This window comes from Mycolicibacterium parafortuitum, assembly GCF_002086815.1.
Lineage (GTDB): Bacteria > Actinomycetota > Actinomycetes > Mycobacteriales > Mycobacteriaceae > Mycobacterium > Mycobacterium parafortuitum.
The window spans coordinates 16,227-38,140 of the sequence record NZ_MVID01000038.1; the positions used below are offsets into that span (position 1 = coordinate 16,227).

The following is a 21,914-nucleotide window of genomic DNA, read 5'->3' on the forward strand; positions in this document are numbered from 1 at the left end:
GCGGATGAGCCGGCCTGTAAGCCGGATTCTGTTCCCCGCGGCCATCTGGCTGCAGGGCGGCGACCATCCATCTGGGTAGCCCGTCGCCGGGTACCTCGAGCGGCCTACCCGCAGGCTCGGGCGAGCAACCCTCGAGCGCCTGCGCGGCCGCAACCAGGTTGCGGCCTTCTTGGCCTTGCTTCGGGTGGGGTTTACCGAGCCACCCCGGTCACCCGGGATGCTGGTGCGCTCTTACCGCACCTTTTCACCCTTACCGCCCCCGGTCTCCCGGAGGCGGCGGTCTGTTTTCTGTGGCACTTTCCCGCGAGTCACCTCGGATTGCCGTTAGCAATCACCCTGCTCTGTGAAGTCCGGACTTTCCTCGACCCCCATCGGGGGCCGCGGCCGCCCAGCCAGCTCATCCGCCCTAACAAGGTAATCGCTGGCGCGGCGTTTCCGGTAATACTGGGGTCTGTGACGCAGGCGCCACCCGCCCGCTACCTGATGCGGGCCAAGGATCTGGTCGACGCGCGCTATGCCGAGCCGATCACCGTCGACGACCTCGCGGCCGCCGCGGGCCTGTCGCGGGCCCACTTCAGCCGGATGTTCACCCGGACGTTCGGAGAGTCGCCGCGGGCCTACCTACAGACGCGCCGCCTGGAACGGGCCGCCGCACTGCTGCGCCACACCGACCGTTCGGTCGCCGACATCTGTGTGATGGTCGGCTTGCAGAGCGTCGGCTCGTTCACCACCAGCTTCGCGCGCGCCTACGGACTGCCGCCCGCCGCCTACCGGGCCTCGATGCCGCCCGCGGCGGTCCACGCGCGGATCCCGAGCTGCATCCTGCGCCGCGACACCCGGCCGAAGGCGGTCAAGACAGCACACGGGGAGAAGACGGACGCCCCGTCTGCTCCGTAGCTTCAGATCATGATCAAAATCGCCAGTGCACACCTGTGGGTGCACGACCAGGAAACCGCGCTGAAGTTCTGGACCGAGAAGGTCGGTATGGAAGTGCGCCAGGACGTCTCGCTGCCGGACGTGGACGGCATCTTCCGCTGGCTCACCGTCGGTCCGCCCGGCCAGGACGACGTGTCGATCGTGTTGATGGCGGTGCCGGGTGAACCGGTGATGGACGAGCCCACCAAAAAGCAGGTGCTCGACCTGACCGCAAAAGGCTTCGCGGGCACCATCTTTCTGACTACCGAGGACTGCCACGCCAGCTATCGCGAGCTCAAGGCGCGCGGCGTCGAGTTCACCGAGGAACCGCACGACATGCCGTACGGAATCGACTGCGGCTTCCGCGACCCGTCCGGCAACAGCGTCCGGCTCACCCAGCTCGCCGAGGTGCCGGTGATCGGTTAGGCGGCCGCGTCGAACGTGATCAGGTCGACGCTGAACCGGCCCTCCATCCGGCTCACCCGTCGGTAGACGGGCGGGCCGGGCAGCGCAGGCGCGATCGAGTAGTGCGTGGCCCCGGTCGGGGTCACGTACTGCGCGGTGTGCGCACCGTCGCGTTCGCAGGTGGTGACCCGCCACCCTGGCGCCTCCTTGGCGTAGTTGCACGCCTCGCAGGCGCCGAGTCCGTTGGCCGCGCTCGTCTTTCCGCCGTCGCGGTCGGGCGTAGCGTGGTCGTGATGGCGGATCGGGGCGTCGCAGTACGGGGTCCGGCAGGTCCGGTCGCGCCGGTTCAGCAGCGTCGCCAGTCCTTTCGGGAAGATCCGCGCCCGGGATTCCATCGCGACCAGCTGGCCGCTTCTCGGGTGGCGGTACAGCCGACGCAACGTCGCCTTGGGCTCGGCGTCCGCGACCGCGTCACCGGTCAGACCCCGGCAGAACCCCGCGGGCACGGGCCCGTAGCCGTCGAGCCAGCCGGGTGCGTCGTCGTCGCCGGCCAGGGTGGTGTCGGCCATCACCAGGTTCAGTTCGACCGGCAGCGGCGTGGCGGCGGCGCGGCCGGTGATCCGCTCGAAAGCGGTATCGGCCATCACCCTGTCGCGGGACCTCTCGTCGAATGTGGTGTCCGCGTGCCGCTTCAGCGCCGCGTACATCCCGACGCCCTGCGCGAGCGGCAGCAGTGCCGTGAAATACACCATCCCGTTGGGCGCGGGCCGGCAACTCACCCGCGGCTGCGCGGCCGCCTTCTCGGCCCTGTCCACGACGGCCGCCGCATCCAGCCGGGCCGCGATGTTCCTGGCCTCGGCCCTGACCCGCCTGCTGCCCCAGCCCTCGAACCGGGACGGTCGGCGCACAGCTCCTCGTCCAGCTGCCGCCGATGCGCCACGCTCAGACACGCCGACTCCTGCACGATCAGCGTGGCGCGCCACTCCGACAACGCGCCGCATTCCAAAGCTGCCAGCGTGTACGGCATCTCGTGCACCAACGCGTTCGCGAAGCCCAGGTGCTGATTGCCTTTCACCGGGGCATCGCGGCGGGCCAGCGCCACCTCGGAGGTCAACCCCTTGCCCCGCCGTGCCGCCGGCACACCCGCGGCGAGCTCGGCCAACCTGCGTTTGGCCGCCCACAACGCGGTTGCGCGTGCCTGCGCCGCCGCAGCGGCCGACTTCAGCCGCTCACAGTCCTCGACGACGGCGCGCAGCTCGGCCTGCGACGCCGCCTCATCCACATCGAACAAACTTTCGAACATGGCTCCGACGCTAGCGCGCCGCACCGACAACTCACGCCACGCGCCGCAGCACGATCAGGTTGTCCGACAGCACCCCGGCCTGCCCGTCGGGGCCGACCGCGTCGCGCTCGACCACCTCGGCCCGCAACCGCTCCCACGTGCCGTCGCCGAGGTCGATCGACGCCAGCACCTCGTCGAGCGTCGCGAACCGGTGCTCGTGAACCTCCGGCGGAGCCCACGGCGGCGCGGCGCCGTGGTCGACGACGATGAGCACCCCGCCCACGGCCACCGCCCGCGTGGCCGCGGCGAAGATCCGCTCGCGGTCCAGGTGCACCATCGACTGCAGGAACTGCGCGGACACCAGGTCGAAGACGCCGTCGGGGAACGACTCCGACAGATTCGTCTGCACGAACCGCACCTTCGCGGTGAGCCCGCGCTTGGCCGCCTCCTCGGCGGCGCGACCCAGTGCGGTGTCGGAGATGTCGACACCGACCACGTCCCAGCCGTGTTCGGCCAGCCACAGCGAGTCCCCGCCTTCCCCGCATCCGAGGTCCAGCGCCCGGCCCGGTGCCAGCGGCGCGACGATCTCGGCGAGCCACCGGTTGACGTGTCCGCTCCAGATCCGGTCACGCTGGCCGTACCGCTCTTCCCAATGTTGTTTGACGTCGGTCATTTCTCCTCCTCTGAGATACTTGCCACCACCGAAGCGGCCGCGCCCGAACCGGCCGCGATCGCCGCAGCCACCTGCGGCATCTGGGCACTGACATCCCCCGCGGCGAACACCCCGGGCACGGTGGTCTGATACATCGCGTCGATCGCGATCGATTCCGCCGTGACCGGGTTCGGCGGGGCGAATCCGACGCCCAACTCGGTTGCCAGCGAAGCTCTTTGGTGCAGTGTCGTCGCGACCAGCAGGCCGCCGCGCGCGATGTCGGTCCCGTCCTCGAACACCACGGAGGTCAATTCCCGGTCAGCCGACCGTAATTCGGCGACCGGACGCTCGTCGACATCCACCGCGGCGCCGGCGAGACGCATCCGCTGATCGTCGGTCAGATCGGCGGCCAGCAGGACGACATCGTCGCTCCACCGCCGCAGCAGCGTGGCCATGTGCACGCCGCGCTCCCCCGCGGCCAGCACCGCCAGTGGTCTGTCCCGCACTTCCCAGCCGTGACAGAACGGGCAGTGGAACACCGAATTCCCCCACAGCTCAGCGATACCCGGCACCTGCGGGTACTCGTAGCGCATCCCCATCGCGAGCAGGATCCGCCTCGTGCGTACCGTCTGCCCGCCCGCCAACCCGACGGTGAAGCCGTCCTCGGACGGCGCGGCCGACACCACCTCGCCGTCGTGCACGCGCACGGCCGGATAGCGCGTCAACTCCCGGCGGCCCCGCGCATACAACTCGGCGGGCGGCACCCCGTCGAATCCGAGCAGACCGCCGATCCCGTGGGCGGCCAGGTTGCTCTGCTGTCCCGCATCGACGACGAGGGTGCGACGGCGGGCCCGGCCCAGCACCAGCGCCGCGCTCAGTCCTGCGGCCCCGCCGCCGATGACCACGCACTCCCAGATCTCGCTCATACCGCCACCTTGCCCCCGCCCCCGCCCGATGCCAAGCTGTTTTGCCATGGAGGCAAACGACACCGACGACAGCGTCGACACGCGGGTCCGCAGAAGGCTGCGGGATCTGCGCCTGCAGCGCGGAATGACGTTGGAGGACGTGGCGACCCGCTCCAACATCGACGTGTCCACGCTGAGCCGGCTGGAGTCCGGCAAGCGCCGCCTAGCGCTCGACCATCTGCCCCGGTTGGCCGCGGCGCTGTCGGTCACCACCGATGAACTGCTGCGCACCCCGGAGGTCGAGGACCCGCGGATCCGCAACCGGTCCCACACCCACAACCAGATCACGTTCTGGCCGTTGACCGGACAGGGCCCGGCCGGCGGGCTGCACGCCCACAAGATCCGGATCAGCGCGCGCCGGCGCACCCCACCGGCCGAGCTACCGGTGCACGAGGGGCACGACTGGATGTACGTGCTGTCCGGACGGTTACGGCTGATCCTGGGTGACCGCGACTTCACCATCAAACCCGGTGAGGCCGTCGAGTTCTCGACGTGGACGCCGCACTGGTTCGGCGCGGTCGACGGTGCCGTCGAGGCCATCGCGCTGTTCGGGTTGCACGGCGAACGCGTGCACCTGCACACCGATCAGAGGTAGGCGGTCTGGTTGACCAGCCGCACCGACGCCGCACCGTCGGGGTAGAACTCCGCGATCGACAGCGACGCGAGATCCAGGTGCAGGCGGTACAGGATGGCCGGGCCGGCATCGAGGGCCAGCCGCAGCAGGGTCTTGATCGGGGTCACGTGCGAGACCACCAGCACGGTCTGCCCTGCATGCTCGTCGACGATCCGGCGCTGCGCGCGGTGCACCCGCGTCGCGACCGCGTCGAAGCTCTCGCCACCCGGCGGCGGCACGGAGGTGTCCCGAAGCCAGCGACGGTGCAGCTCCGGGTCACGGTCGGAGGCCTCCCCGAACGTCAGCCCCTCCCACCCGCCGAAGTCGGTCTCGATCAGGTCGTCGTCGACGGTGACGTCGAGGCCCAGCGCCTTCGCCGCGGCGGCCGCGGTGTCGAAGGCCCGCTGCAGCGGCGACGCGATCACCGCACCGATCCCGCCGCGCTCGCCGAGATACCGTGCGGCCGCATCGGCCTGCTGGACGCCCAGCGGCGTCAGTTCGGGATTGCCTCGGCCCGAATAGCGCCGTTCCACCGACAGCGCGGTCTGGCCGTGCCGCAGCAGCAGCAGCCGGGTCGGCGCGCCCGTGGCGCCGGTCCATCCGGCCGGGTTCGTGACGACCTCCGTCGAGGCAGGTGTGGCGGCGGGAGTGGCGGCGGGAGTGGCGGACTCCCCCGCCGCGGCGTCCATCGCCTCGTTGGCGAGCCGGTCGGCGTAGCTGTTCTTGTCCCGCGGGATCCAGGTGTAGTCGATGTAGTCGAAGCGGCGCGCCAGCTCACCGGCCTGACGATGCAGCACAGCCAGATCGGGATGTTTGACCCGCCAGCGCCCCGACATCTGCTCGACCACCAGCTTGGAGTCCATCCGGACCTCGACGTCGGTGGCACCGGTCTCGGCGGCGGCCTCGAGCCCGGCGATCAGCCCGCGGTACTCGGCGACGTTGTTGGTCGCGGTGCCGATCGCCGCCTTGCCTTCCGCGAGCACCGATTCGTGGTCGGCGCTCCATACGACGGCGCCGTACCCGGCCGGTCCGGGGTTGCCGCGCGCCCCGCCGTCGGCTTCGACGATGACCCTCACGCGTGGGCCTTCACGCGTTGGCGCCCTTGAACCGCAACAGGATCGCCGAGCATTCCGGGCAGCGCACGATGTCGTCCTCGGCGGCGGCCGCGATCCGCGCCGATTCGCCCCTGTCGATCTCGATCCGGCACGCCCCGCACCGACGGCCCTGCAGCGGTGCGGCTCCGACGCCGGACCTGGTCCGCTGCCGTTCGTAGAGCGTTGCCAGTTCGTCGTCGAGGGCCGCGACCACCTCCGCGCGCCGGGACACCGCGCGCTCCTTGGTCTGGGACAGCTCGGCCCGCGCGTCGTCGGCCGCCCGCTGCGCATCGGTCAGCGCGGCCTGCGACTGCTCGCTCGCCGCGACCTGTTCGGCCTCCTGTGCGGCGAGCTCCTCGCGCTTCTCCATCAGCTCCAGCTGCGAGTCCTCCAGGCTGGCCTGCCTGCGTTGCAGCGTCTCCAGCTCGTGCTGCAGATCGGTGAGCTGTTTGGCGTCGACGGTGCCGCCGTCGAGCAGCGCGCGGTCGCGGTCCTCGCGCTGCCGCACCCCGTCGATCTCGGTTTCGAGCTTGGCGACCTGGGCGTCGATGTCGTCGAGCGCCAGCCGGATCGCGGCGAGTCGGTCGCCGACCTCGCGGTGGGCGGCCTGTGCCTCGTCGACGGCCTTCTGCTCGGGCAGATTCTTGGTGCGGTGCTCGGCCCGGGTGATCTCGGCATCGACCTCGGCGAGCTCAAGCAGCAGTTTCTGTTGAGCCACATCGGCTTTCACGTCAGCATCCCTCGACATTCCATGGATCGGTGCGCACATCGGACACGGTGACCGGCAGCGACGGCCCGAAGTGCTCGCGCAACAACGCCGCGGCTTGATTGCACCACGGGAACTCACTGGCCCAGTGCGCGACGTCGACGAGCGCGACGTCCGACACGCGCCGGTGCTCGTCGGCGGGGTGGTGGCGCAGGTCGGCGGTCACGTAGGCCTGCGCGCCGGACGCGCTGACCTCGGCGAGCAGCGAATCGCCCGCGCCGCCGCACACCGCGACCCGAGACACCGTCGTCGCCGGGTCGCCGGCCGCGCGGACCCCCCAGGACGTCGCGGGCAGTGCGGCGCGCACCCGGGACACGAACGCCGCCAGCGGTTCCGGTTCGGGCAATGTGGCGATCCGGCCGAGTCCGACGTCACCGGGCGGCGACTGCAGCGCGATCAGGTCGAACGCCGGTTCCTCGTACGGGTGGGCCGACCGCAGCCCGGCGGCCACCGCGGAGCGGCGCGCGACCGGCGCGACCATCTCCACCCGGTCCTCGGCGACGTGCTCGACGGTGCCGACGGCGCCGATCGCCGGTGACGCGCCCTCGCCGGGCAGGAACTGCCCCGTGCCGGGCACGCTCCAGCTGCACTGCGAATAGTCGCCGATGTGTCCGGCGCCGGCGGCGAACATCGCCGACCGCACCGCCTCGGCGTTCTCGGCGGGCACGTACACCACCCACTTGTCCAGCGGCGGGCCGGCCGCCACCGGCGAGAGCACCTCGCAGACCTCGAGCCCGAGCGCGTCGGCGAGCGCGTCCGACACCCCCGGCGAGGCGCTGTCGGCGTTGGTGTGCGCGGTGAACAACGACCGGCCGGACCGGATCAGCGAGTGGATCAACGCCCCCTTGGCGGTCCCCGCCGACACGGTGTCGACACCACGCAGAAGCAGCGGGTGGTGCGCGAGCAGCAGGCCGCGCTCGGGAACCTGGGCGACCACCTCGGCGGTCGCGTCCACCGCCACGGTCACCGATTCGACCGGTTCGGACGGATCCCCGCAGACCAGGCCGACGGAGTCCCAGCCCTGCGCCAGCGCGGGCGGATAGGCAGCTTCGAGTACGTCGATGAGGTCGATTAGACGGACACTTGCCACAGCACGACAGTAGTGCGCTCGGGCCTGCGGCCGGGGCAGCCACCCGGCTGCGGGACAATGGTCGGGTGACAGACATGCTGGACGGCACTCGCCGCGTCGCCCCCGTCGGACGCGGCGATCTGGTTCTCTTCGATCTCGACGGCACCCTGACCGACTCCGCCGAGGGCATCGTGACCAGCTTCCGGCACGCACTGCAGACCGTCGGCGCGCCCGTTCCCGACGGTGACCTGGCAGGCCAGATCGTCGGTCCGCCGATGCACGTGACCTTCCAGCGGATGGGTCTGGGCGACGCCGCCGCCGACGCGATGGCGGCCTACCGCGCCGATTACACCACCCGCGGCTGGTCGATGAACCGGCCGTTCGACGGCATCCCCGAGTTGCTGGCCGATCTGCGGGACGCGGGCGTACGGCTCGCGGTGGCGACGTCGAAGGCCGAGCCGACCGCGCAGCGGATCCTGGCGCATTTCGGCCTGGACGGTTTCTTCGAGGTCATCGCCGGGGCCAGCACCGACGGCACCCGTGCGGCGAAGTCCGACGTGGTCGCCCATGCGCTCGGCCAGTTGACGCCGGTCCCGGACAACGTGGTGATGATCGGTGACCGCTCGCACGACGTCGAGGGCGCCGCGGTCCACGGCATCGGCACCATCGTGGTGGGCTGGGGATACGGACGGCACGACTTCGCCGACGGGGACGGCGGTGCAATCGCCCACGTCGCCGTCGTCGCCGAACTGCGCGAGGTGCTCGGTGTCTGACCTGCACGTCAGCTTCGTATGCTCCGGCAACATCTGCCGCAGCCCGATGGCGGAGAAGATGTTCGCCCACCAGATCGACGGGCGTGGCCTGGCCGGCATCGTGCGCGTCACCAGCGCCGGCACCGGGCACTGGCACGAGGGCGAACCCGCCGACCGCCGCGCGACGCAGACGCTGCGGGCCCACGGCTACCCGACCGCGCACCGCGCCGCACAGCTGACCGACGATCACCTCGCCGCCGACCTGCTGGTCGCGCTGGGCCGCAACCACCTGCGCATGCTCCAGCACATGGGCGTGCCCGCCGACCGGCTGCGGATGCTGCGCGCCTTCGACCCGCGCTCCGGCGCCCACGTCCAGGACGTGGAGGATCCCTACTACGGCACCCAGGACGACTTCGAGACCACGTACACGGTCATCGACGCCGCGTTGCCCGGCCTGCACCGCTGGGTCGACGAGCAGCTGGCCGGCCGGGAACAGGCCGGCTGACATGCGTCGGTGGGCGTTCCTGTTGCGGCCGCAGTGGCTCGCGCTGTTGGTCGTGGTGCTCGCGTTCGCCTACCTGTGTTTCACGGTGCTCGCGCCGTGGCAGCTCGGCAAGAACACCAAGACCAACCGCGAGAACGCCCAGATCTCCCGCTCGCTGAACGCCGATCCGATGCCGGTGACGTCGGTGCTGCCGCACCAGGATTCGGCCGCACCGGACGAGCAGTGGCAGCGGGTGACGGCGACCGGTCGCTACCTGCCCGAGGCGCAGGTGCTGGCCCGGCTGCGCTCGGTCGAGGGCGATCCCGCGTTCGAGGTGCTGGTGCCGTTCGCCGTCGACGGCGGCCCGACGGTGCTGGTGGACCGCGGCTATGTGCGCCCCGTCGAGGGCTCCGGGGTGCCCCCGATCGACGCTCCGCCGAGCGGGACGGTGACGATCACCGCGCGGTTGCGGGACTCCGAGGGGCTGGCGCGCGGCAAGGAGCCGTTCGAGGCCGACGGGATCCGGCAGGTCTACTCGATCAACATCGAGCAGATCTCGACGCTGACCGGCGTCCCGCTGGCCGGTTCCTACCTGCAACTGGTCGACGGCCAACCGGGTGGATTGGGCACGATCCCGCTGCCGCACCTCGACCCGGGGCCGTTCCTGTCCTACGGAATCCAGTGGATCGCGTTCGGGATCATCGCGCCGATCGGCGTCGGCTACTTCGTGTGGTCCGAGATCAAGGTACGGCGCCGGGAGAAGGCGCTGGCCGAGGCCGCCGCCAAGAACTCGGCCAAGAACGCCGCCACGGAGTCCGGCGAGAACGCCGGCGACGCACCGGCGCCGCTCACCACCGAGCAGAAACTCGCCGACCGGTACGGCAAGCGCAGCTGACCGCGAGCAGGGCCGCGGCGAACTGCACCACCCGCGACAGCCGGACCCCGCGGGCGAGGTCGTCGACCTCGGGCACCCGCCCGTCGCCCAGGGTGGGCCGGATCTCCAGCTGGTGTGCGTACCGGGTGGGCCCGCCAAGGCGCACCCCGAGCGCCCCGGCGAACGACGCCTCCACGACCCCCGCGTTCGGGCTGGGATGGGCGGCCGCGTCCCGTCGCCACGCCCGCCACGCGCCGGCGGGCGAGCCGCCGACGACCGGCGCGCAGGCCACCACCAGCAGCCCGGTCAGCCGGGCCGGGACCAGGTTCAGCAGGTCGTCGAAGCGTGCTGCGGCCCAACCGAACCGGGCGTAGCGGGCAGACTTGCTGCCGATCATCGCGTCGAGCGTGTTGGCGCCGCGGTACACCAGCACCCCGGGCGTCCCGCCGACCGCGGCCCACACCAGCGGCCCGATCTGCGCGTCGGAGGTGTTCTCGGCGATCGACTCCAGCGCCGCGCGCGTCAGGCCGGACGCGTCGAGCACCGACGGATCCCGCCCGCACAGCGACGGCAGCAACCGGCGCGCGCCGTCGACGTCGTCGGCCCGCAGCAACGCCACCATCTGCTCCCCGGTGCGGCACAGCGTGGTCCCGCCCGCCGCGACGAACGTCGCCGCCGCGACGACCGCGGCCTCACCCACCGCGCCGCGGCGCCGCCCCATCCGCTGTGCGACGGCACCCGCCGCGCCGACCGCAACCAGCAGCGCGACGGTGTGGCGCAGACCCGCGCCGCGCGTGTCGGCGTAGCTGCGGCGCTCCAAAGCCGCTGCCGCACCGCCGAACAGCGCCACCGGATGACCGCGGCGCGGATCCCCGAACACGGTGTCGGCGGCGATACCGGCGGCGATGCCCAATCCGCGAGCGAACATGCCGGCAGCGTCTCACAGCATGTTCGGCGGGTGCGACGGGGTTCGGGTGACACACTGTGCCGATGGCAGACGCGATCCTGACAGCAAAGACGGTCATCACCATGAACGCGGACGCGCCCCGCGCCGACGCGGTGGCGGTCTCGGACGGCAGGATCGTCGCGGTCGGCAGCGTCGACGAATGCCGGGCGGTACTCGCCGATGCCGAGATCGTCGACACCGGGGCCGCCGCGTTGGCCCCGGGTTTCGTTGAGCCGCACAGCCATCCGCTGATCAGCGGCGTCGCCACGCAGGCACCGGCGCGCTCGATCGCGCCGTGGGACTGCCCGACGTGGGCCGAAGTGCTCGACGTGTTCGCCGAGACACTGGCGACCAGCGACCCGGACACCCCGTTGCTGTTCGCCGGATTCGACGCGCTGCTGCACGGCCACCCGAAACCCGACGCCGCCGAACTCGACGCGATCTTCGGCGATCGGGTCGCGCTCGTCACCGACAACTCCGGCCACGGCGTGTACTTCAACTCGGCACTGATCCGCAGCTACGGCTGGGACACCAATCCGCCCGCCGATCCCGTCGCCTCGCACTACGGGCGCAATCCCGACGGCACGCTGAACGGGCAGGGCTTCGAACTGCCGGTCCTCACGGAGGTGACCGGCCCGATCATGGCCGAACTCGGCAACCCGTTGGTGGCCGGAGCGCTGTACTTCGCACTGATGGCGCGCGGCGGGTACACCTCGACGTCGGACATGACCTTCGACCCGAAGTTCGCGGCGGGCTATGGGGCTCTCGCGGCGGCCCCGTCGTGTCCGCTACGGATCAGCATGTGGGAGGTGTCGACCAGCGACACCTATTCCCAGCCCATGACTTTCACCGCCGGCGAGGAATGGCTGACGAAGGCCGGCGTGAAGCTGTGGACCGACGGTTCGCCGTGGGTCGGCAACATCGCGATCTCGTTCCCGTATCTGGATACCGAGGCCACCAGGACGGCCGGGATCGACCCGGCGACCGCGGGCGGCGTCGACTCGATGAACTACAGCCGCGAGCAACTGGACGCGATCCTGGACTGCGCCGCACCGGCCGGTTGGCAGATGGCGTTCCACGCCAACGGCGATCTGGCGCTGGACCTCGCACTCGACGCGTACGAGGCCGCGCTGACCCGGCACAACCTGCTCGGCACCGACCACCGGTGGCGCCTGGAGCACTGCGGCGCAGGCACCCGCGACCATTTCGACCGGGCCGCACGCCTGGGCGTGCACGTGTCGCTGTCGCCGTTCCAGTACTACTACTGGGGCGATCTGCTCGACGGCGCGATGTTCGACCACGAGCACGGATCGCGGTGGGCCGCGTTCGGCGATGCGGTCGCATCCGGGGCATGCGTGTCGCTGCACAACGACGGGTCGGTGTCGCCGCCGACGCCGGTGGTCAACATCGCGACCACGGTCACCCGGCGCACCCGCGCCGGTGGGGTGCACCGGCCGGACCAGGCCATCACGCTGGATCAGGCGTGGCGGGCGCAGACGATCGACGCGGCCCGCACGCTGCGCCGCGACCACCTGGTCGGCTCGATCGAGGTGGGCAAGCTGGCCGACTTCGTGGAGCTGTCCGCCGACCCGTGGACCGTCGACCCTTCGGAGTTGATCGATCGGGTCCGGGTCGGGGGCACCTGGCTGGGCGGGCGCCGGATCGACCTCGACGAGTTCCTGACGGCCGTCGGCGGCACCGATGTGACCGAGCACGCCCACCTGGGGCAGGGCGCGGCCAAGGGCTGCTGCTGAAAACTGGGTACCCCGTCGCCATGTTGGCCAAGATCATCGACACCGCAAAACAGGTCGCCGAGGGCGTCGGCGCACTCGTCGGCATCCGTGCAGGCACCGAGGAACCGATGTACGTGCCCGAGGGCACCCTCGGGTCCGCCGTCGAGATCCGGCGCTACGGGCCGCGGATCGCCGCGCAGACCTCGGTGACCGGTTCCGAGGAGTCGGCACGCAGCGACGGGTTTCGCCGGCTGGCGAACTACATCTTCGGCGGCAACCACCGCCAGACCAAGATCGCGATGACCGCACCGGTCGCTCAGCAGAACGAGAAGATCGCGATGACCGCACCGGTGGCGCAGTCACGCGGGGCGGGCGGCGAATCGGTCATCCGGTTCTACATGCCGTCGAAGTGGTCGATGGATCTGCTTCCCGAACCCGACGACGAGCGCGTGGAGCTGGTCGAGGTGCCGGGTGAGACGTACGCGGTGCTTCGCTTCACCGGGGACCGCAGCCCCCAGGCCGTCGCACAGAAGGGCCGCGACCTCCTCGACGCCCTGCGCGACAGCGCTTTCCAGCCGCAGGGCGATCCGGTGGCATGGTTCTACGATCCGCCGTGGACGCTGCCGTTCCGGCGGCGCAACGAGGTGGCCGTCCTGGTGGAGGCGTCCGGCTAGGCCGTTTTGGCCGCCGTCCCGGATGAGGCCTCGGCCATCTCGGTGAACTCGGTTTGGATGTCGTCGTCCTCGCGCGCCGTCACCAGCGAGACGACGACCGCGAACACGAGACACGCGATGAAGCCGGGAACGATCTCGTACATCGCACTCGACAACGCGTCGGTCTGGCCCCAGATGCCGACCACCACCGCACCGGCGATCATGCCGGCGATCGCCCCCGGTGACGTGAGCTTGCGCCAGAACAGCGACAGGATGATCAACGGGCCGAACGCGGCACCGAACCCCGCCCAGGCGAAGCCGACGAGGTCGAGGATCGTCCCATCGGGGTTGAGCGCCAACAGGACCGCGACCACCGCCACCGTGAGCACCCCGAGGCGGCCGAACAGCACCAGCCTCGCCGAGCTCGCCTCTTTGCCGAACGCCCGGTAGATGTCTTCGACCAGCGCCGACGAACATACGATCAGCTGCGACGAGACCGTCGACATGATCGCCGCCAACACGGCGGCGAGCACGACGCCGGCGACGAACGGATGGAACATCACCTGCGCCAGCCGAAGGAACACCGTCTCGGGATTGTCCAGTGTCACGCCCTCGCGGAAGAAGTACGCCAGGCCGGCGAAACCGGTGATGATCGCGCCCAGCGACGTGAGGATCATCCAGCTGATACCGATTCGGCGACCGGCCTTGGCGTCGGCCGACGAACGCATCGCCATGAACCGGACGATGATGTGCGGCTGGCCGAAGTAGCCGAGCCCCCACGCCGCAGCGGATACGATGGCGAGGAAGCTACCGCCGAAAAACAGTGATGTGCGGTGGATTTCGTCACCGGGGTTGGCCGCGTTGTGCGCGGCGTCGGCGGCCTGCACCAGGTTGACCACCTCACCGGGTCCGCCGGTGGCGATGATCGCGGCGACGGGAATGGTGATCAGCGCCGCGAGCATCAGCAGACCCTGCGCGACGTCGGTCAGCGACGCCCCGAGGAACCCGCCGAACAGCGTGTAGCACAGCGTCACCCCGGCGACCAGCAGCATGCCGGTCAGATACGACGAGCCGAACGACGACTCGAAGAACACCCCGCCCGCGACCATGCCGGACGACACGTAGAACGTGAAGAAGACCAGGATGATGGCGCCGGCCGCGATGCGCAGGACATGCGATTTGTCGCGTAACCGGTTCTCGAAGAAGCTCGGCACGGTGATCGAGTTGTTGGCGATCTCGGTGTAGGCCCGCAGCCGGGGCGCGACGAACTTCCAGTTCAGCCATGCGCCGACCACCAGGCCGATCACGATCCACGACTCGATCAGCCCGGACGCGTAGATGGCGCCGGGGACGCCGAGGAGCAGCCAGCCGGACATGTCCGACGCCCCGGCGGACAACGCGGCCACGCCCGGGGACAGCTTGCGGCCGCCGAGCATGTAATCGTCGAGGTCGCTGGTCCGGCGGAAGGCGTAGAAGCCGATGGCGATCATCGCGGCGAAGTACAGGCCGATCGCCACCATCTGAAACGCGCTGTCGGACATCATGCTCTCGCTTCCGTCGACGGTGCCTGGCTCCATCGATCGTAGGAGAAACGGTCAGGCCCGTTGTCCGGTTCGGCGGCGCCGGGTGATGGCCACCCCGAGAAGCGCCAGCGCACCGCCGACGAAGCCCAGCACCGTCGGAAGCTCACCCAGCGCCAGCCAGGACAGGCCGATGGCCACCGCGGGCACCGCCAGGGTGGTCGCCGCCATGGCCCCGGCATCGGTGCGCGACAGCGCGTACGCCCACGTGAGGAACGCGATGGCGGTCGGCCCGACGCCGAGGAACACCACCCCGGCCACTGCGCCCGCGGGCGCGTCGGCGAGCTCGCCGAACGCTGCCGGCGCGAACGGCGTGGTCGCGACCAGGCCCGCCACACAGCCCACCCAGGTGGCCGTCACCGCATCCACCGAGCGCAGCGCGACCTTCTGCATCAGCACGCTCGCCGCGTAGAGCACCGCCGTGACCAGGCCAAGGGCCACGCCCAACCGGTCGTTGCCCGGTCCGCCGGACCCGCCGACGGCGATCAGCGCCACCCCGGCGAACGCGATGACGATGCCGACGACGCGGGTGCGGGGAAAGCCCTCGCCGAAGAACAGGCCGGCGAACACGGCGACGATGATCGGCGCGAAATTCACCAGCAGCGCCGCGGTTCCGGCATCGAGGTGCTGTTCGGCCCAGTTCAGCAGCACCGTGTACAGGGCGAACCACAGCACGCCGTAGCCGACCACCAGGGCCAGGGTGCGGCCGCGCGGCACCGGTCTGCGGTACCACGCCGCGACGGCGACCAGCACCGTCGCACCCACCAGCATCCGGAGGAACGCCAGCGGCCCTGGGGACAGCACCTCGCCGACGGCGCGGATCACCACGAACGACGAGGACCAGAGCAGGACCGTCACCCCGGCAGCGGCCGACACCAGCAGGGTCTCCGAGCGGTTGGGAGCACCCTGCATGGCCGTCACCTTGCCGGGCGGATTCCGCTGCGGCAACTGAATTTAGGTGGTGGGCGCGGACGGTATCGAACCGCCGACCGCTGGTGTGTAAAACCAGAGCTCTACCACTGAGCTACGCGCCCGATCCCGGGCAGGTTACACGGATTCGCAGGTCAACTGGAAATCCGGTCAGGCCTTCCGGGACGCCAACGCCGCCAGCGCCGCCGTCCACACCGCCTGATCCCTGGCCTCACCGGGTTCCTTGCACTCGGCGAACCGGACGACGCCGGCGCGGTCGATGACGAACGTGCCGCGGTTGGAGAACCCCGAGGGCTCGTTGAACACGCCGTAGGCCTGGCTGACCGCGCCGTGCGGCCAGAAGTCCGACAGCACCGGGAACGAATATCCCCGATCGCGCGCCCACACCTTGTGGGTGGGCGACGGCCCCACCGAGACGGTCAGCGTCGCGGTCTCGTCGTTGACGAAATCGTCGATGTGGTCCCGGATTTCGTCGAGTTCACGTTCACAGATACCGGTGAAGGCAAGCGGGAAGAACACCAGCACGACGTTCTTCACGCCGCGGAAATCGCCGAGCGTCACCCGCTGGTTGTTCTGATCCTTCAGCGTGAAGTCCGGCGCCGTGTCACCGACGGAGACCACTAGCGCGACTGTCTGCTCTTCGCGCAAGCGCTCATCGGCGCCCAGCGGCCTTCGACTTCGGCTGCACCAGGCGGCTGGCGATCCAGTCCCCCAGATTCGCCGACGACGTCTGCATCAGGCCGGCGGTCGGCGCGGATTCGGCGATCTCGGCAGGCTGGACGTGCCCGGGCTTGCCGGTCTTGGGAGTCACGACCCAGATGACACCGTCGTCGGCGAGCGGGGTGATGGCGTCCATCAACCTGTCGACGAGGTCTCCGTCGTCGTCCCGCCACCACAGCAGCACCACGTCCACGACGTCGTCTGCGTCCTCGTCGAGAAGCTCACCGCCGATCTCGTCTTCGATGTCGGCTCGGATGTCGTCGTCGGCGTCCTCGTCCCAGCCCAACTCCTGCACAACCTGATCTTTTTGGATGCCCAGCTTTCGGGCGTAGTTCGGGGGGTCACCCGCCGACACCACGGTCAGTCCTCCTTCAGCCGACACGGCGCAGATGCGCTCGCTACATGTGTGAACAGCACTATCGTCGCATGCTTGCGGCCCTCAGCAAGACATCTAGCCGCAGGTTCATCGGTATGCCGCATCGCACCGGTCCAACGCGGTGGTCTTGGCCTCGTTCAACACCTGGATCGCCGTGTTGAAATCGTCGACCCCGTAATTTCCCGCGATGGCCGTCGCGACGCCGCGCGCGGCGTCCACCCAGGCGTTCAGCGCATCCCTCAACTCCGAGGTCAACGGATCGGAAAGGCTTCCCGCGACCAGATCGGCGCTGTGGTTGAGCGCGTCGACGGCAGGGCCCGCGGTGCGCGCGACATCGGCCGGGCTGTCGTTCATCGCGTCGACGTATTTGTTCACCGACGCGACGGCCTCGGCGCTGCTCGAACTCATCGCCTCGCACGACGTCCGTACCGCCTCGGCGGTCAGCGACGCCTGCCGTTGCGACTCGCGGGCGCTGGAACTGGCCGCGGCCTCCTCGCGCGACGCCGTCACCGACGCCCGGTACAGCGGCGCTTCCCCGGCTGCCACCTCGGCGTCGCCCCCGGTGACGTTGGTGCAGCCCACGACGATCATCGCCATCGCCGCCGAAGCGCCGGTCACAAGGGCCGCGAGCCGCACCCCGCGGGCGGTCTCCGAGCCGTTGCGCACAGCCTGCAGAGGTTACCGGGCACCCGGGTGTTCCGAACGGCGTTCCCAGGTTCTGCGCACTGGCCCACCCGCTGGTGCGAATGGGGCAGGATTAGACGAGGATGGAGGCGCGTGCACCGAACGCTGGGTGACCAACCGAGCCGACGTGTCCGTGCATGTTCACCGCCTGACAAGGAGCGGAAGTTGACCACCGAGTTCGTGCGCCAGGATCTGGCCCAAAACTCCAGCAGCACAGCCGAACACGATCGTGTTCGGGTCATCCGAGAGGGTGTCGCGTCGTATCTGCCCGACATCGACCCCGAGGAGACCGGCGAATGGCTTGAGTCGTTCGACGATCTGCTCGACCGGTCCGGCCCCGCGCGGGCCCGCTACCTGCTGCTGCGCCTGCTGGAGCGCGCCGGCGAGCAGCGCGTCGCGATCCCGGCGTTGACGTCGAGCGACTACGTCAACACGATCCCGACCGAGCTGGAGCCCTGGTTCCCCGGCGACGAGGACGTCGAGCGCCGCTACCGCGCCTGGATCCGGTGGAACGCCGCGATCATGGTGCACCGGGCGCAGCGGCCAGGTGTCGGTGTCGGCGGCCATATTTCGACGTATGCGTCGTCGGCCGCGCTCTACGAGGTCGGGTTCAACCACTTCTTCCGCGGCAAGTCCCACCCCAGCGGCGGGGACCAGATCTTCATCCAGGGCCACGCCTCCCCCGGCATCTACGCCCGGGCGTTCCTGGAGGGGCGGCTGTCCACCGATCAACTCGACGGCTTCCGCCAGGAGCACAGCCACCCCGGCGGCGGGCTGCCGTCCTACCCGCACCCCCGGTTGATGCCCGATTTCTGGGAGTTCCCGACGGTGTCGATGGGTCTCGGCCCGATGAACGCGATCTACCAGGCGCGGTTCAACCACTACCTGCACGACCGCGGCATCAAGGACACCTCCAAGCAGCATGTGTGGGCGTTCCTCGGTGACGGCGAGATGGACGAGCCGGAGTCGCGCGGCCTGATCCAGGTCGCGGCCAACGAGGGGCTCGACAACCTGACGTTCGTCGTGAACTGCAACCTGCAGCGCCTCGACGGCCCGGTGCGCGGCAACGGCAAGATCATCCAGGAGCTGGAGTCGTTCTTCCGCGGCGCGGGCTGGAACGTCATCAAGGTGGTGTGGGGCCGCGAGTGGGACGCGCTGCTGCACGCCGACCGCGACGGCGCGCTGGTGAATCTGATGAACACCACCCCTGACGGGGACTACCAGACCTACAAGGCCAACGACGGCAGCTACGTGCGGGACCACTTCTTCGGCCGCGATCCGCGCACCAAGGCGCTGGTCCAGAACATGACCGACGCCGAGATCTGGAACCTCAAGCGCGGCGGCCACGACTATCGCAAGGTCTACGCGGCCTACCACGCGGCGATGGAGCACAAGGGCCAGCCGACGGTGATCCTGGCCAAGACCATCAAGGGCTACACCCTCGGCAAGCACTTCGAGGGCCGCAACGCCACGCACCAGATGAAAAAGCTTGCGCTGCAGGATCTCAAGGATTTCCGTGATGTGCAGCGGATCCCGATCAGCGATCAGCAGATCGAGGAGAACCCGTACCTGCCGCCGTACTACCACCCCGGCCCGGAGGCCCCCGAGATCCGCTACATGCTCGACCGGCGGCGTGCCCTCGGCGGCTTCCTGCCCGAGCGGCGCACGAAGACCAAGGCGCTGACCCTGCCCGGCAGCGACACCTACAAGGCGCTCAAGAAGGGTTCCGGCAAACAGGAGGTCGCCACCACGATGGCGACTGTGCGCACCTTCAAGGAGCTGTTGCGCGACAAGAACATCGGCTCGCGCATCGTGCCGATCATCCCCGACGAGGCCCGCACGTTCGGGATGGACTCGTGGTTCCCGTCGCTGAAGATCTACAACCGCAACGGGCAGCTCTACACGTCGGTGGACGCGGAGCTGATGCTGGCCTACAAGGAGTCCGAGGTCGGCCAGATCCTGCACGAGGGCATCAACGAGGCCGGCTCGACGGCGTCGTTCACCGCGGTCGGCACGTCGTACGCCACGCACAACGAGCCGATGATCCCGATCTACATCTTCTATTCGATGTTCGGGTTCCAGCGCACCGGTGACGGCTTCTGGGCCGCGGCGGATCAGATGGCGCGCGGTTTCGTGCTGGGCGCCACCGCGGGCCGCACCACGCTGGTCGGCGAGGGTCTGCAGCACGCCGACGGGCATTCGCTGCTGCTGGCCGCCACCAACCCCGCCGTGGTGGCCTACGACCCGGCGTTCGCCTACGAGATCGCCTACATCATCGAGAGCGGGCTGGCCCGCATGTACGGCGAGAACCCCGAGAACGTCTACTTCTATATGACGATCTACAACGAGCCCTACGTGCAGCCCGCCGAGCCCGAGAACCTCGACGTCGAGGGTCTGCTGCGGGGCATGTACCGCTACCGGGCGGCGCCGGAGCGCAAGTCCAACAGCGCACAGATCCTGGTGTCCGGGGTCGCGATGCCGTCGGCGCTGCGGGCCGCCGAGATGCTCGCCGACGAGTGGGACGTCGCCGCCGACGTCTGGTCGGTGACCAGTTGGGGCGAGCTCAACCGGGAGGGCGTGGCGATCGAGAAGGAGAAGTTGCGCCACCCGGACCGCCCGGCCGCGACGCCGCACGTGACGCAGGCGCTGGCCGACGCCGAGGGCCCGGTGGTCGCGGTGTCGGACTGGATGCGCGCGGTTCCCGAGCAGATCCGGCCCTGGGTGCCGGGCACCTACGTCACGCTGGGCACCGACGGCTTCGGTTTCTCCGACACCCGCCCGGCCGCCCGCCGGTTCTACAACACCGACGCCGAGTCGATCGTCGTCGCGGTGCTGCAGGGGCTGGCGCGCGACGGCAACATCGACATCTCGGCGGCCGCGGAGGCGGCGCGCAAGTACGAGATCGACGATGTGATGGCGGCGCCGGAGCAGACGTCGGATCCCGGGGTCGCGTAGCGACGACATTCAGCCTGAGAGTCACGTAGGGCCGCTGGAGGTTCTGCACAAAAACAGGCGTAGATTTTAGGGATGGCCGACAACAATCGGTTCGTCCCGCCGCGATCCACCGTCGAGGTGCTCGAAAGCGTCCCCGATGCGGCGCTGCGTCGGCTCAAGCAGTACTCGGGCCGGCTGGCCACCGAGGCCGTGCACGCGATGGAGGAGCGGCTGCCGTTCTTCGCCGACATGGACGCGTCTCAGCGCGCCAGCGTGCAGTTGGTGGTGCAGACCGCGGTCGTGAACTTCGTCGAGTGGATGCGCGACCCGCAGAGCAACGTCAGCTACACCGCGCAGGCGTTCGAGGTCGTGCCCCAGGATCTGCGCAGGCGCATCGCGCTGCGCCAGTCCGTCGAGATGGTTCGCGTCACGATGGAGTACTTCGAGGAGGTCGTACCGCTGCTGGCCCGCACCGAGCAGCAGCTGACCGCGCTCACCGCGGGCATCCTGCGCTACAGCCGCGACCTGGCGTTCGCCGCGGCCAGCGCCTACGCCGACCAGGCCGAGGCGCGCGGTGCGTGGGACACCCGGATGGAGGCCAACCTCGTCGACGCCGTGGTGCGCGGTGACGTCGGGCCGGATCTGCAGTCCCAGGCCGCGGCCCTGAACTGGGATGCCACCGCCCCCGCGACCGTCATCGTCGGGACACCGCGGCCCGACCGGCTCGAGTTCGTCGGCGAGGACGTCCACGACGCCGCGGCCCGGCACGACCGCGGGGCGCTGTGCGATGTGCACGGCACCTGGCTGGTCACGATCGTCTCCGGTGGACTGTCACCGACCGAACGGTTCATGGCCGACCTGATGAAGGTGTTCGCCGACGGCGCGGTGGTGATCGGCCCGACCGCCCCGACGCTCGGCGCCGCGCACCGCAGCGCGACCGAGGCGCTGGCTGGGATGAACGCGGTCGCGGGCTGGGCCGGTGCGCCACGTCCGGTCTCGGCCCGCGAGCTACTTCCCGAACGCGCGCTGCTCGGCGACGCGACGGCCGGTGCGGCGCTGGAAACCGAGGTGATGCGCCCGCTGGCGGATGCCGGTCCGGCCCTGATGGAGACGTTGGACGCGTATCTGGACTCCGGCGGAGCGATCGAAGCTTGCGCCCGCAAATTGTTCGTTCATCCAAATACCGTCCGCTACCGGCTCAAGCGGATCACCGACTTCACCGGCCGCGATCCGACGGTTCCGCGGGATGCGTACGTATTGCGGGTGGCCACCTCGCTGGGCAGGCTGTCGCACCAGGCCACGCTCTCTACCCCACAAAGAGGCATATCCGGACGGGTCGACCCTGTCGCGTCGGTCACATCGGCCGGACAGTCTTAGACGTCAGATGTTGCGCCGAGATCTCGTTGAAGTCGCATCACATGCGGATTTGTTGACTACCTACAAAAACCTAAGACGAGGTTCATAATCTCTTACACCCCTCAAATCCA

Annotated in this window: 21 protein-coding genes, 1 tRNA gene, 1 other RNA gene and 1 pseudogene; 10 read left to right on the plus strand and 14 right to left on the minus strand. The window is 69.8% G+C overall.

The genetic code is table 11. The annotated features are described in order from the left end of the window. Position 1: 1 nt before the first annotated feature. An RNA gene (gene rnpB, locus BST38_RS26990) (RNase P RNA component class A) lies at positions 2-400 on the minus strand. A 53-nt stretch (positions 401-453) separates the two neighbouring features. On the opposite strand from rnpB, the gene BST38_RS26995 reads away from it, so the two are divergent. Beyond that, the gene (locus BST38_RS26995) at positions 454-897 is read left to right on the plus strand and encodes a helix-turn-helix transcriptional regulator (RefSeq protein WP_083146604.1); all 444 of its coding nucleotides are present in this window, start codon (positions 454-456) and stop codon (positions 895-897) included. Between the two features lie 9 nt (positions 898-906). Continuing rightward, entirely contained in the window at positions 907-1,341 is a 435-nt protein-coding gene (locus BST38_RS27000; protein WP_083146605.1) for a VOC family protein, read from the plus strand. Here BST38_RS27000 and BST38_RS27005 read toward each other — a convergent pair. The 3 genes and pseudogenes from BST38_RS27005 to BST38_RS27015 form a co-directional block, all read right to left on the minus strand. Further along, positions 1,338-2,623, minus strand: a pseudogene (locus BST38_RS27005) (HNH endonuclease). The gene BST38_RS27000 and the pseudogene BST38_RS27005 overlap by 4 nt on opposite strands. 31 nt (positions 2,624-2,654) lie before the next feature. After that, positions 2,655-3,275 (minus strand): class I SAM-dependent methyltransferase, encoded by a 621-nt coding sequence (locus BST38_RS27010; RefSeq protein ID WP_083146606.1) that lies wholly within the window; start codon positions 3,273-3,275, stop codon positions 2,655-2,657. Continuing rightward, entirely contained in the window at positions 3,272-4,180 is a 909-nt protein-coding gene (locus BST38_RS27015; RefSeq protein WP_083146607.1) for an NAD(P)/FAD-dependent oxidoreductase, read from the minus strand. Before BST38_RS27015 ends, BST38_RS27010 begins: the two co-directional genes overlap by 4 nt. Positions 4,181-4,226: 46 nt before the next feature. On the opposite strand from BST38_RS27015, the gene BST38_RS27020 reads away from it, so the two are divergent. Beyond that, complete coding sequence (locus tag BST38_RS27020; RefSeq protein ID WP_083146608.1) at positions 4,227-4,814, plus strand: helix-turn-helix domain-containing protein; 588 nt, start codon at positions 4,227-4,229, stop codon at positions 4,812-4,814. Here the strand turns inward: BST38_RS27020 and BST38_RS27025 are convergent. Genes BST38_RS27025 through BST38_RS27035 form a run of 3 tightly spaced genes read right to left on the minus strand, consistent with a single transcriptional unit; the run spans position 4,805 to position 7,782 of the window. Beyond that, positions 4,805-5,908: a bifunctional RNase H/acid phosphatase gene (locus BST38_RS27025; protein WP_083146609.1), complete on the minus strand. Its 1,104-nt coding sequence runs from the start codon at positions 5,906-5,908 to the stop codon at positions 4,805-4,807. The genes BST38_RS27020 and BST38_RS27025 overlap by 10 nt on opposite strands. A gap of 10 nt (positions 5,909-5,918) precedes the next feature. Continuing rightward, entirely contained in the window at positions 5,919-6,656 is a 738-nt protein-coding gene (locus BST38_RS27030) for a zinc ribbon domain-containing protein (protein ID WP_083146610.1), read from the minus strand. A 1-nt stretch (position 6,657) separates the two neighbouring features. Continuing rightward, the gene (locus BST38_RS27035) at positions 6,658-7,782 is read right to left on the minus strand and encodes a Nif3-like dinuclear metal center hexameric protein (RefSeq protein ID WP_083146611.1); all 1,125 of its coding nucleotides are present in this window, start codon (positions 7,780-7,782) and stop codon (positions 6,658-6,660) included. Positions 7,783-7,856: 74 nt separating this feature from the next. Here BST38_RS27035 and BST38_RS27040 point away from each other — a divergent pair, with 74 nt between their 5' ends. The 3 genes from BST38_RS27040 to BST38_RS27050 are packed head-to-tail and all read left to right on the plus strand — an operon-like array spanning position 7,857 to position 9,892. Further along, positions 7,857-8,534: an HAD-IA family hydrolase gene (locus BST38_RS27040; RefSeq protein WP_083146612.1), complete on the plus strand. Its 678-nt coding sequence runs from the start codon at positions 7,857-7,859 to the stop codon at positions 8,532-8,534. Beyond that, positions 8,527-9,018 (plus strand): low molecular weight protein-tyrosine-phosphatase, encoded by a 492-nt coding sequence (locus tag BST38_RS27045; RefSeq protein ID WP_083146613.1) that lies wholly within the window; start codon positions 8,527-8,529, stop codon positions 9,016-9,018. The genes BST38_RS27040 and BST38_RS27045 overlap by 8 nt, the downstream gene beginning before the upstream one ends. A 1-nt stretch (position 9,019) precedes the next feature. Then, complete coding sequence (locus BST38_RS27050) at positions 9,020-9,892, plus strand: SURF1 family cytochrome oxidase biogenesis protein (protein ID WP_083146614.1); 873 nt, start codon at positions 9,020-9,022, stop codon at positions 9,890-9,892. Here BST38_RS27050 and BST38_RS27055 read toward each other — a convergent pair. Then, a complete protein-coding gene (locus BST38_RS27055; protein WP_083146615.1) occupies positions 9,846-10,799 on the minus strand; it encodes a cobalamin biosynthesis protein in 954 nt (317 codons plus the stop codon). The genes BST38_RS27050 and BST38_RS27055 overlap by 47 nt on opposite strands. Before the next feature lie 62 nt (positions 10,800-10,861). On the opposite strand from BST38_RS27055, the gene BST38_RS27060 reads away from it, so the two are divergent. Both BST38_RS27060 and BST38_RS27065 read left to right on the plus strand, forming a co-directional pair. Further along, positions 10,862-12,571, plus strand: a complete 1,710-nt coding sequence (locus BST38_RS27060; RefSeq protein ID WP_083146616.1) for an amidohydrolase — start codon at positions 10,862-10,864, stop codon at positions 12,569-12,571. A 20-nt stretch (positions 12,572-12,591) separates the two neighbouring features. Next, positions 12,592-13,224, plus strand: coding sequence for an SOUL family heme-binding protein (locus tag BST38_RS27065; RefSeq protein ID WP_083146617.1), 633 nt, complete (start codon positions 12,592-12,594; stop codon positions 13,222-13,224). Here BST38_RS27065 and putP read toward each other — a convergent pair. From putP to BST38_RS27095, 6 genes are all read right to left on the minus strand, one after another. Beyond that, positions 13,221-14,744 (minus strand): sodium/proline symporter PutP, encoded by a 1,524-nt coding sequence (gene putP, locus BST38_RS27070; protein ID WP_083146636.1) that lies wholly within the window; start codon positions 14,742-14,744, stop codon positions 13,221-13,223. The two genes, BST38_RS27065 and putP, sit on opposite strands and share 4 nt — an antisense overlap. Positions 14,745-14,798: 54 nt before the next feature. Further along, on the minus strand, positions 14,799-15,695 hold the full coding sequence (locus tag BST38_RS27075) for a DMT family transporter (protein WP_083146637.1): 897 nt from the start codon (positions 15,693-15,695) through the stop codon (positions 14,799-14,801). A 47-nt stretch (positions 15,696-15,742) separates the two neighbouring features. Continuing rightward, positions 15,743-15,817, minus strand: a tRNA-Val gene (locus tag BST38_RS27080). A 46-nt stretch (positions 15,818-15,863) separates the two neighbouring features. Beyond that, on the minus strand, positions 15,864-16,334 hold the full coding sequence (locus BST38_RS27085; protein ID WP_083146618.1) for a peroxiredoxin: 471 nt from the start codon (positions 16,332-16,334) through the stop codon (positions 15,864-15,866). A gap of 31 nt (positions 16,335-16,365) precedes the next feature. Further along, a complete protein-coding gene (locus BST38_RS27090) occupies positions 16,366-16,791 on the minus strand; it encodes a DUF3052 domain-containing protein (RefSeq protein WP_083146619.1) in 426 nt (141 codons plus the stop codon). Between the two features lie 105 nt (positions 16,792-16,896). Next, on the minus strand, positions 16,897-17,475 hold the full coding sequence (locus BST38_RS27095; RefSeq protein WP_083146620.1) for an Rv2240c family protein: 579 nt from the start codon (positions 17,473-17,475) through the stop codon (positions 16,897-16,899). Between the two features lie 183 nt (positions 17,476-17,658). Here BST38_RS27095 and aceE point away from each other — a divergent pair, with 183 nt between their 5' ends. Both aceE and BST38_RS27105 read left to right on the plus strand, forming a co-directional pair. Further along, complete coding sequence (aceE, locus tag BST38_RS27100; RefSeq protein ID WP_083146621.1) at positions 17,659-20,448, plus strand: pyruvate dehydrogenase (acetyl-transferring), homodimeric type; 2,790 nt, start codon at positions 17,659-17,661, stop codon at positions 20,446-20,448. Positions 20,449-20,520: 72 nt separating this feature from the next. Continuing rightward, a complete protein-coding gene (locus tag BST38_RS27105; RefSeq protein WP_083146622.1) occupies positions 20,521-21,804 on the plus strand; it encodes a PucR family transcriptional regulator in 1,284 nt (427 codons plus the stop codon). The last annotated feature ends 110 nt before the right edge of the window (positions 21,805-21,914 follow it).

Bases quoted from the DNA above. Each gene is read 5' to 3' on its own strand.
- BST38_RS27010 (WP_083146606.1), bottom strand. From the start codon at position 3,275: ATGACCGACGTCAAACAACATTGGGAAGAGCGGTACGGCCAGCGTGAC.
- BST38_RS27055 (WP_083146615.1), bottom strand. From the start codon at position 10,799: ATGTTCGCTCGCGGATTGGGCATCGCCGCCGGTATCGCCGCCGACACC.
- BST38_RS27040 (WP_083146612.1), top strand. From the start codon at position 7,857: ATGCTGGACGGCACTCGCCGCGTCGCCCCCGTCGGACGCGGCGATCTG.
- BST38_RS27050 (WP_083146614.1), top strand. From the start codon at position 9,020: ATGCGTCGGTGGGCGTTCCTGTTGCGGCCGCAGTGGCTCGCGCTGTTG.
- BST38_RS27065 (WP_083146617.1), top strand. From the start codon at position 12,592: ATGTTGGCCAAGATCATCGACACCGCAAAACAGGTCGCCGAGGGCGTC.
- BST38_RS27060 (WP_083146616.1), top strand. From the start codon at position 10,862: ATGGCAGACGCGATCCTGACAGCAAAGACGGTCATCACCATGAACGCG.
- BST38_RS27015 (WP_083146607.1), bottom strand. From the start codon at position 4,180: ATGAGCGAGATCTGGGAGTGCGTGGTCATCGGCGGCGGGGCCGCAGGA.
- BST38_RS27105 (WP_083146622.1), top strand. From the start codon at position 20,521: ATGGCCGACAACAATCGGTTCGTCCCGCCGCGATCCACCGTCGAGGTG.
- BST38_RS27020 (WP_083146608.1), top strand. From the start codon at position 4,227: ATGGAGGCAAACGACACCGACGACAGCGTCGACACGCGGGTCCGCAGA.
- putP (WP_083146636.1), bottom strand. From the start codon at position 14,744: ATGTCCGACAGCGCGTTTCAGATGGTGGCGATCGGCCTGTACTTCGCC.
- BST38_RS27000 (WP_083146605.1), top strand. From the start codon at position 907: ATGATCAAAATCGCCAGTGCACACCTGTGGGTGCACGACCAGGAAACC.
- BST38_RS27075 (WP_083146637.1), bottom strand. From the start codon at position 15,695: ATGCAGGGTGCTCCCAACCGCTCGGAGACCCTGCTGGTGTCGGCCGCT.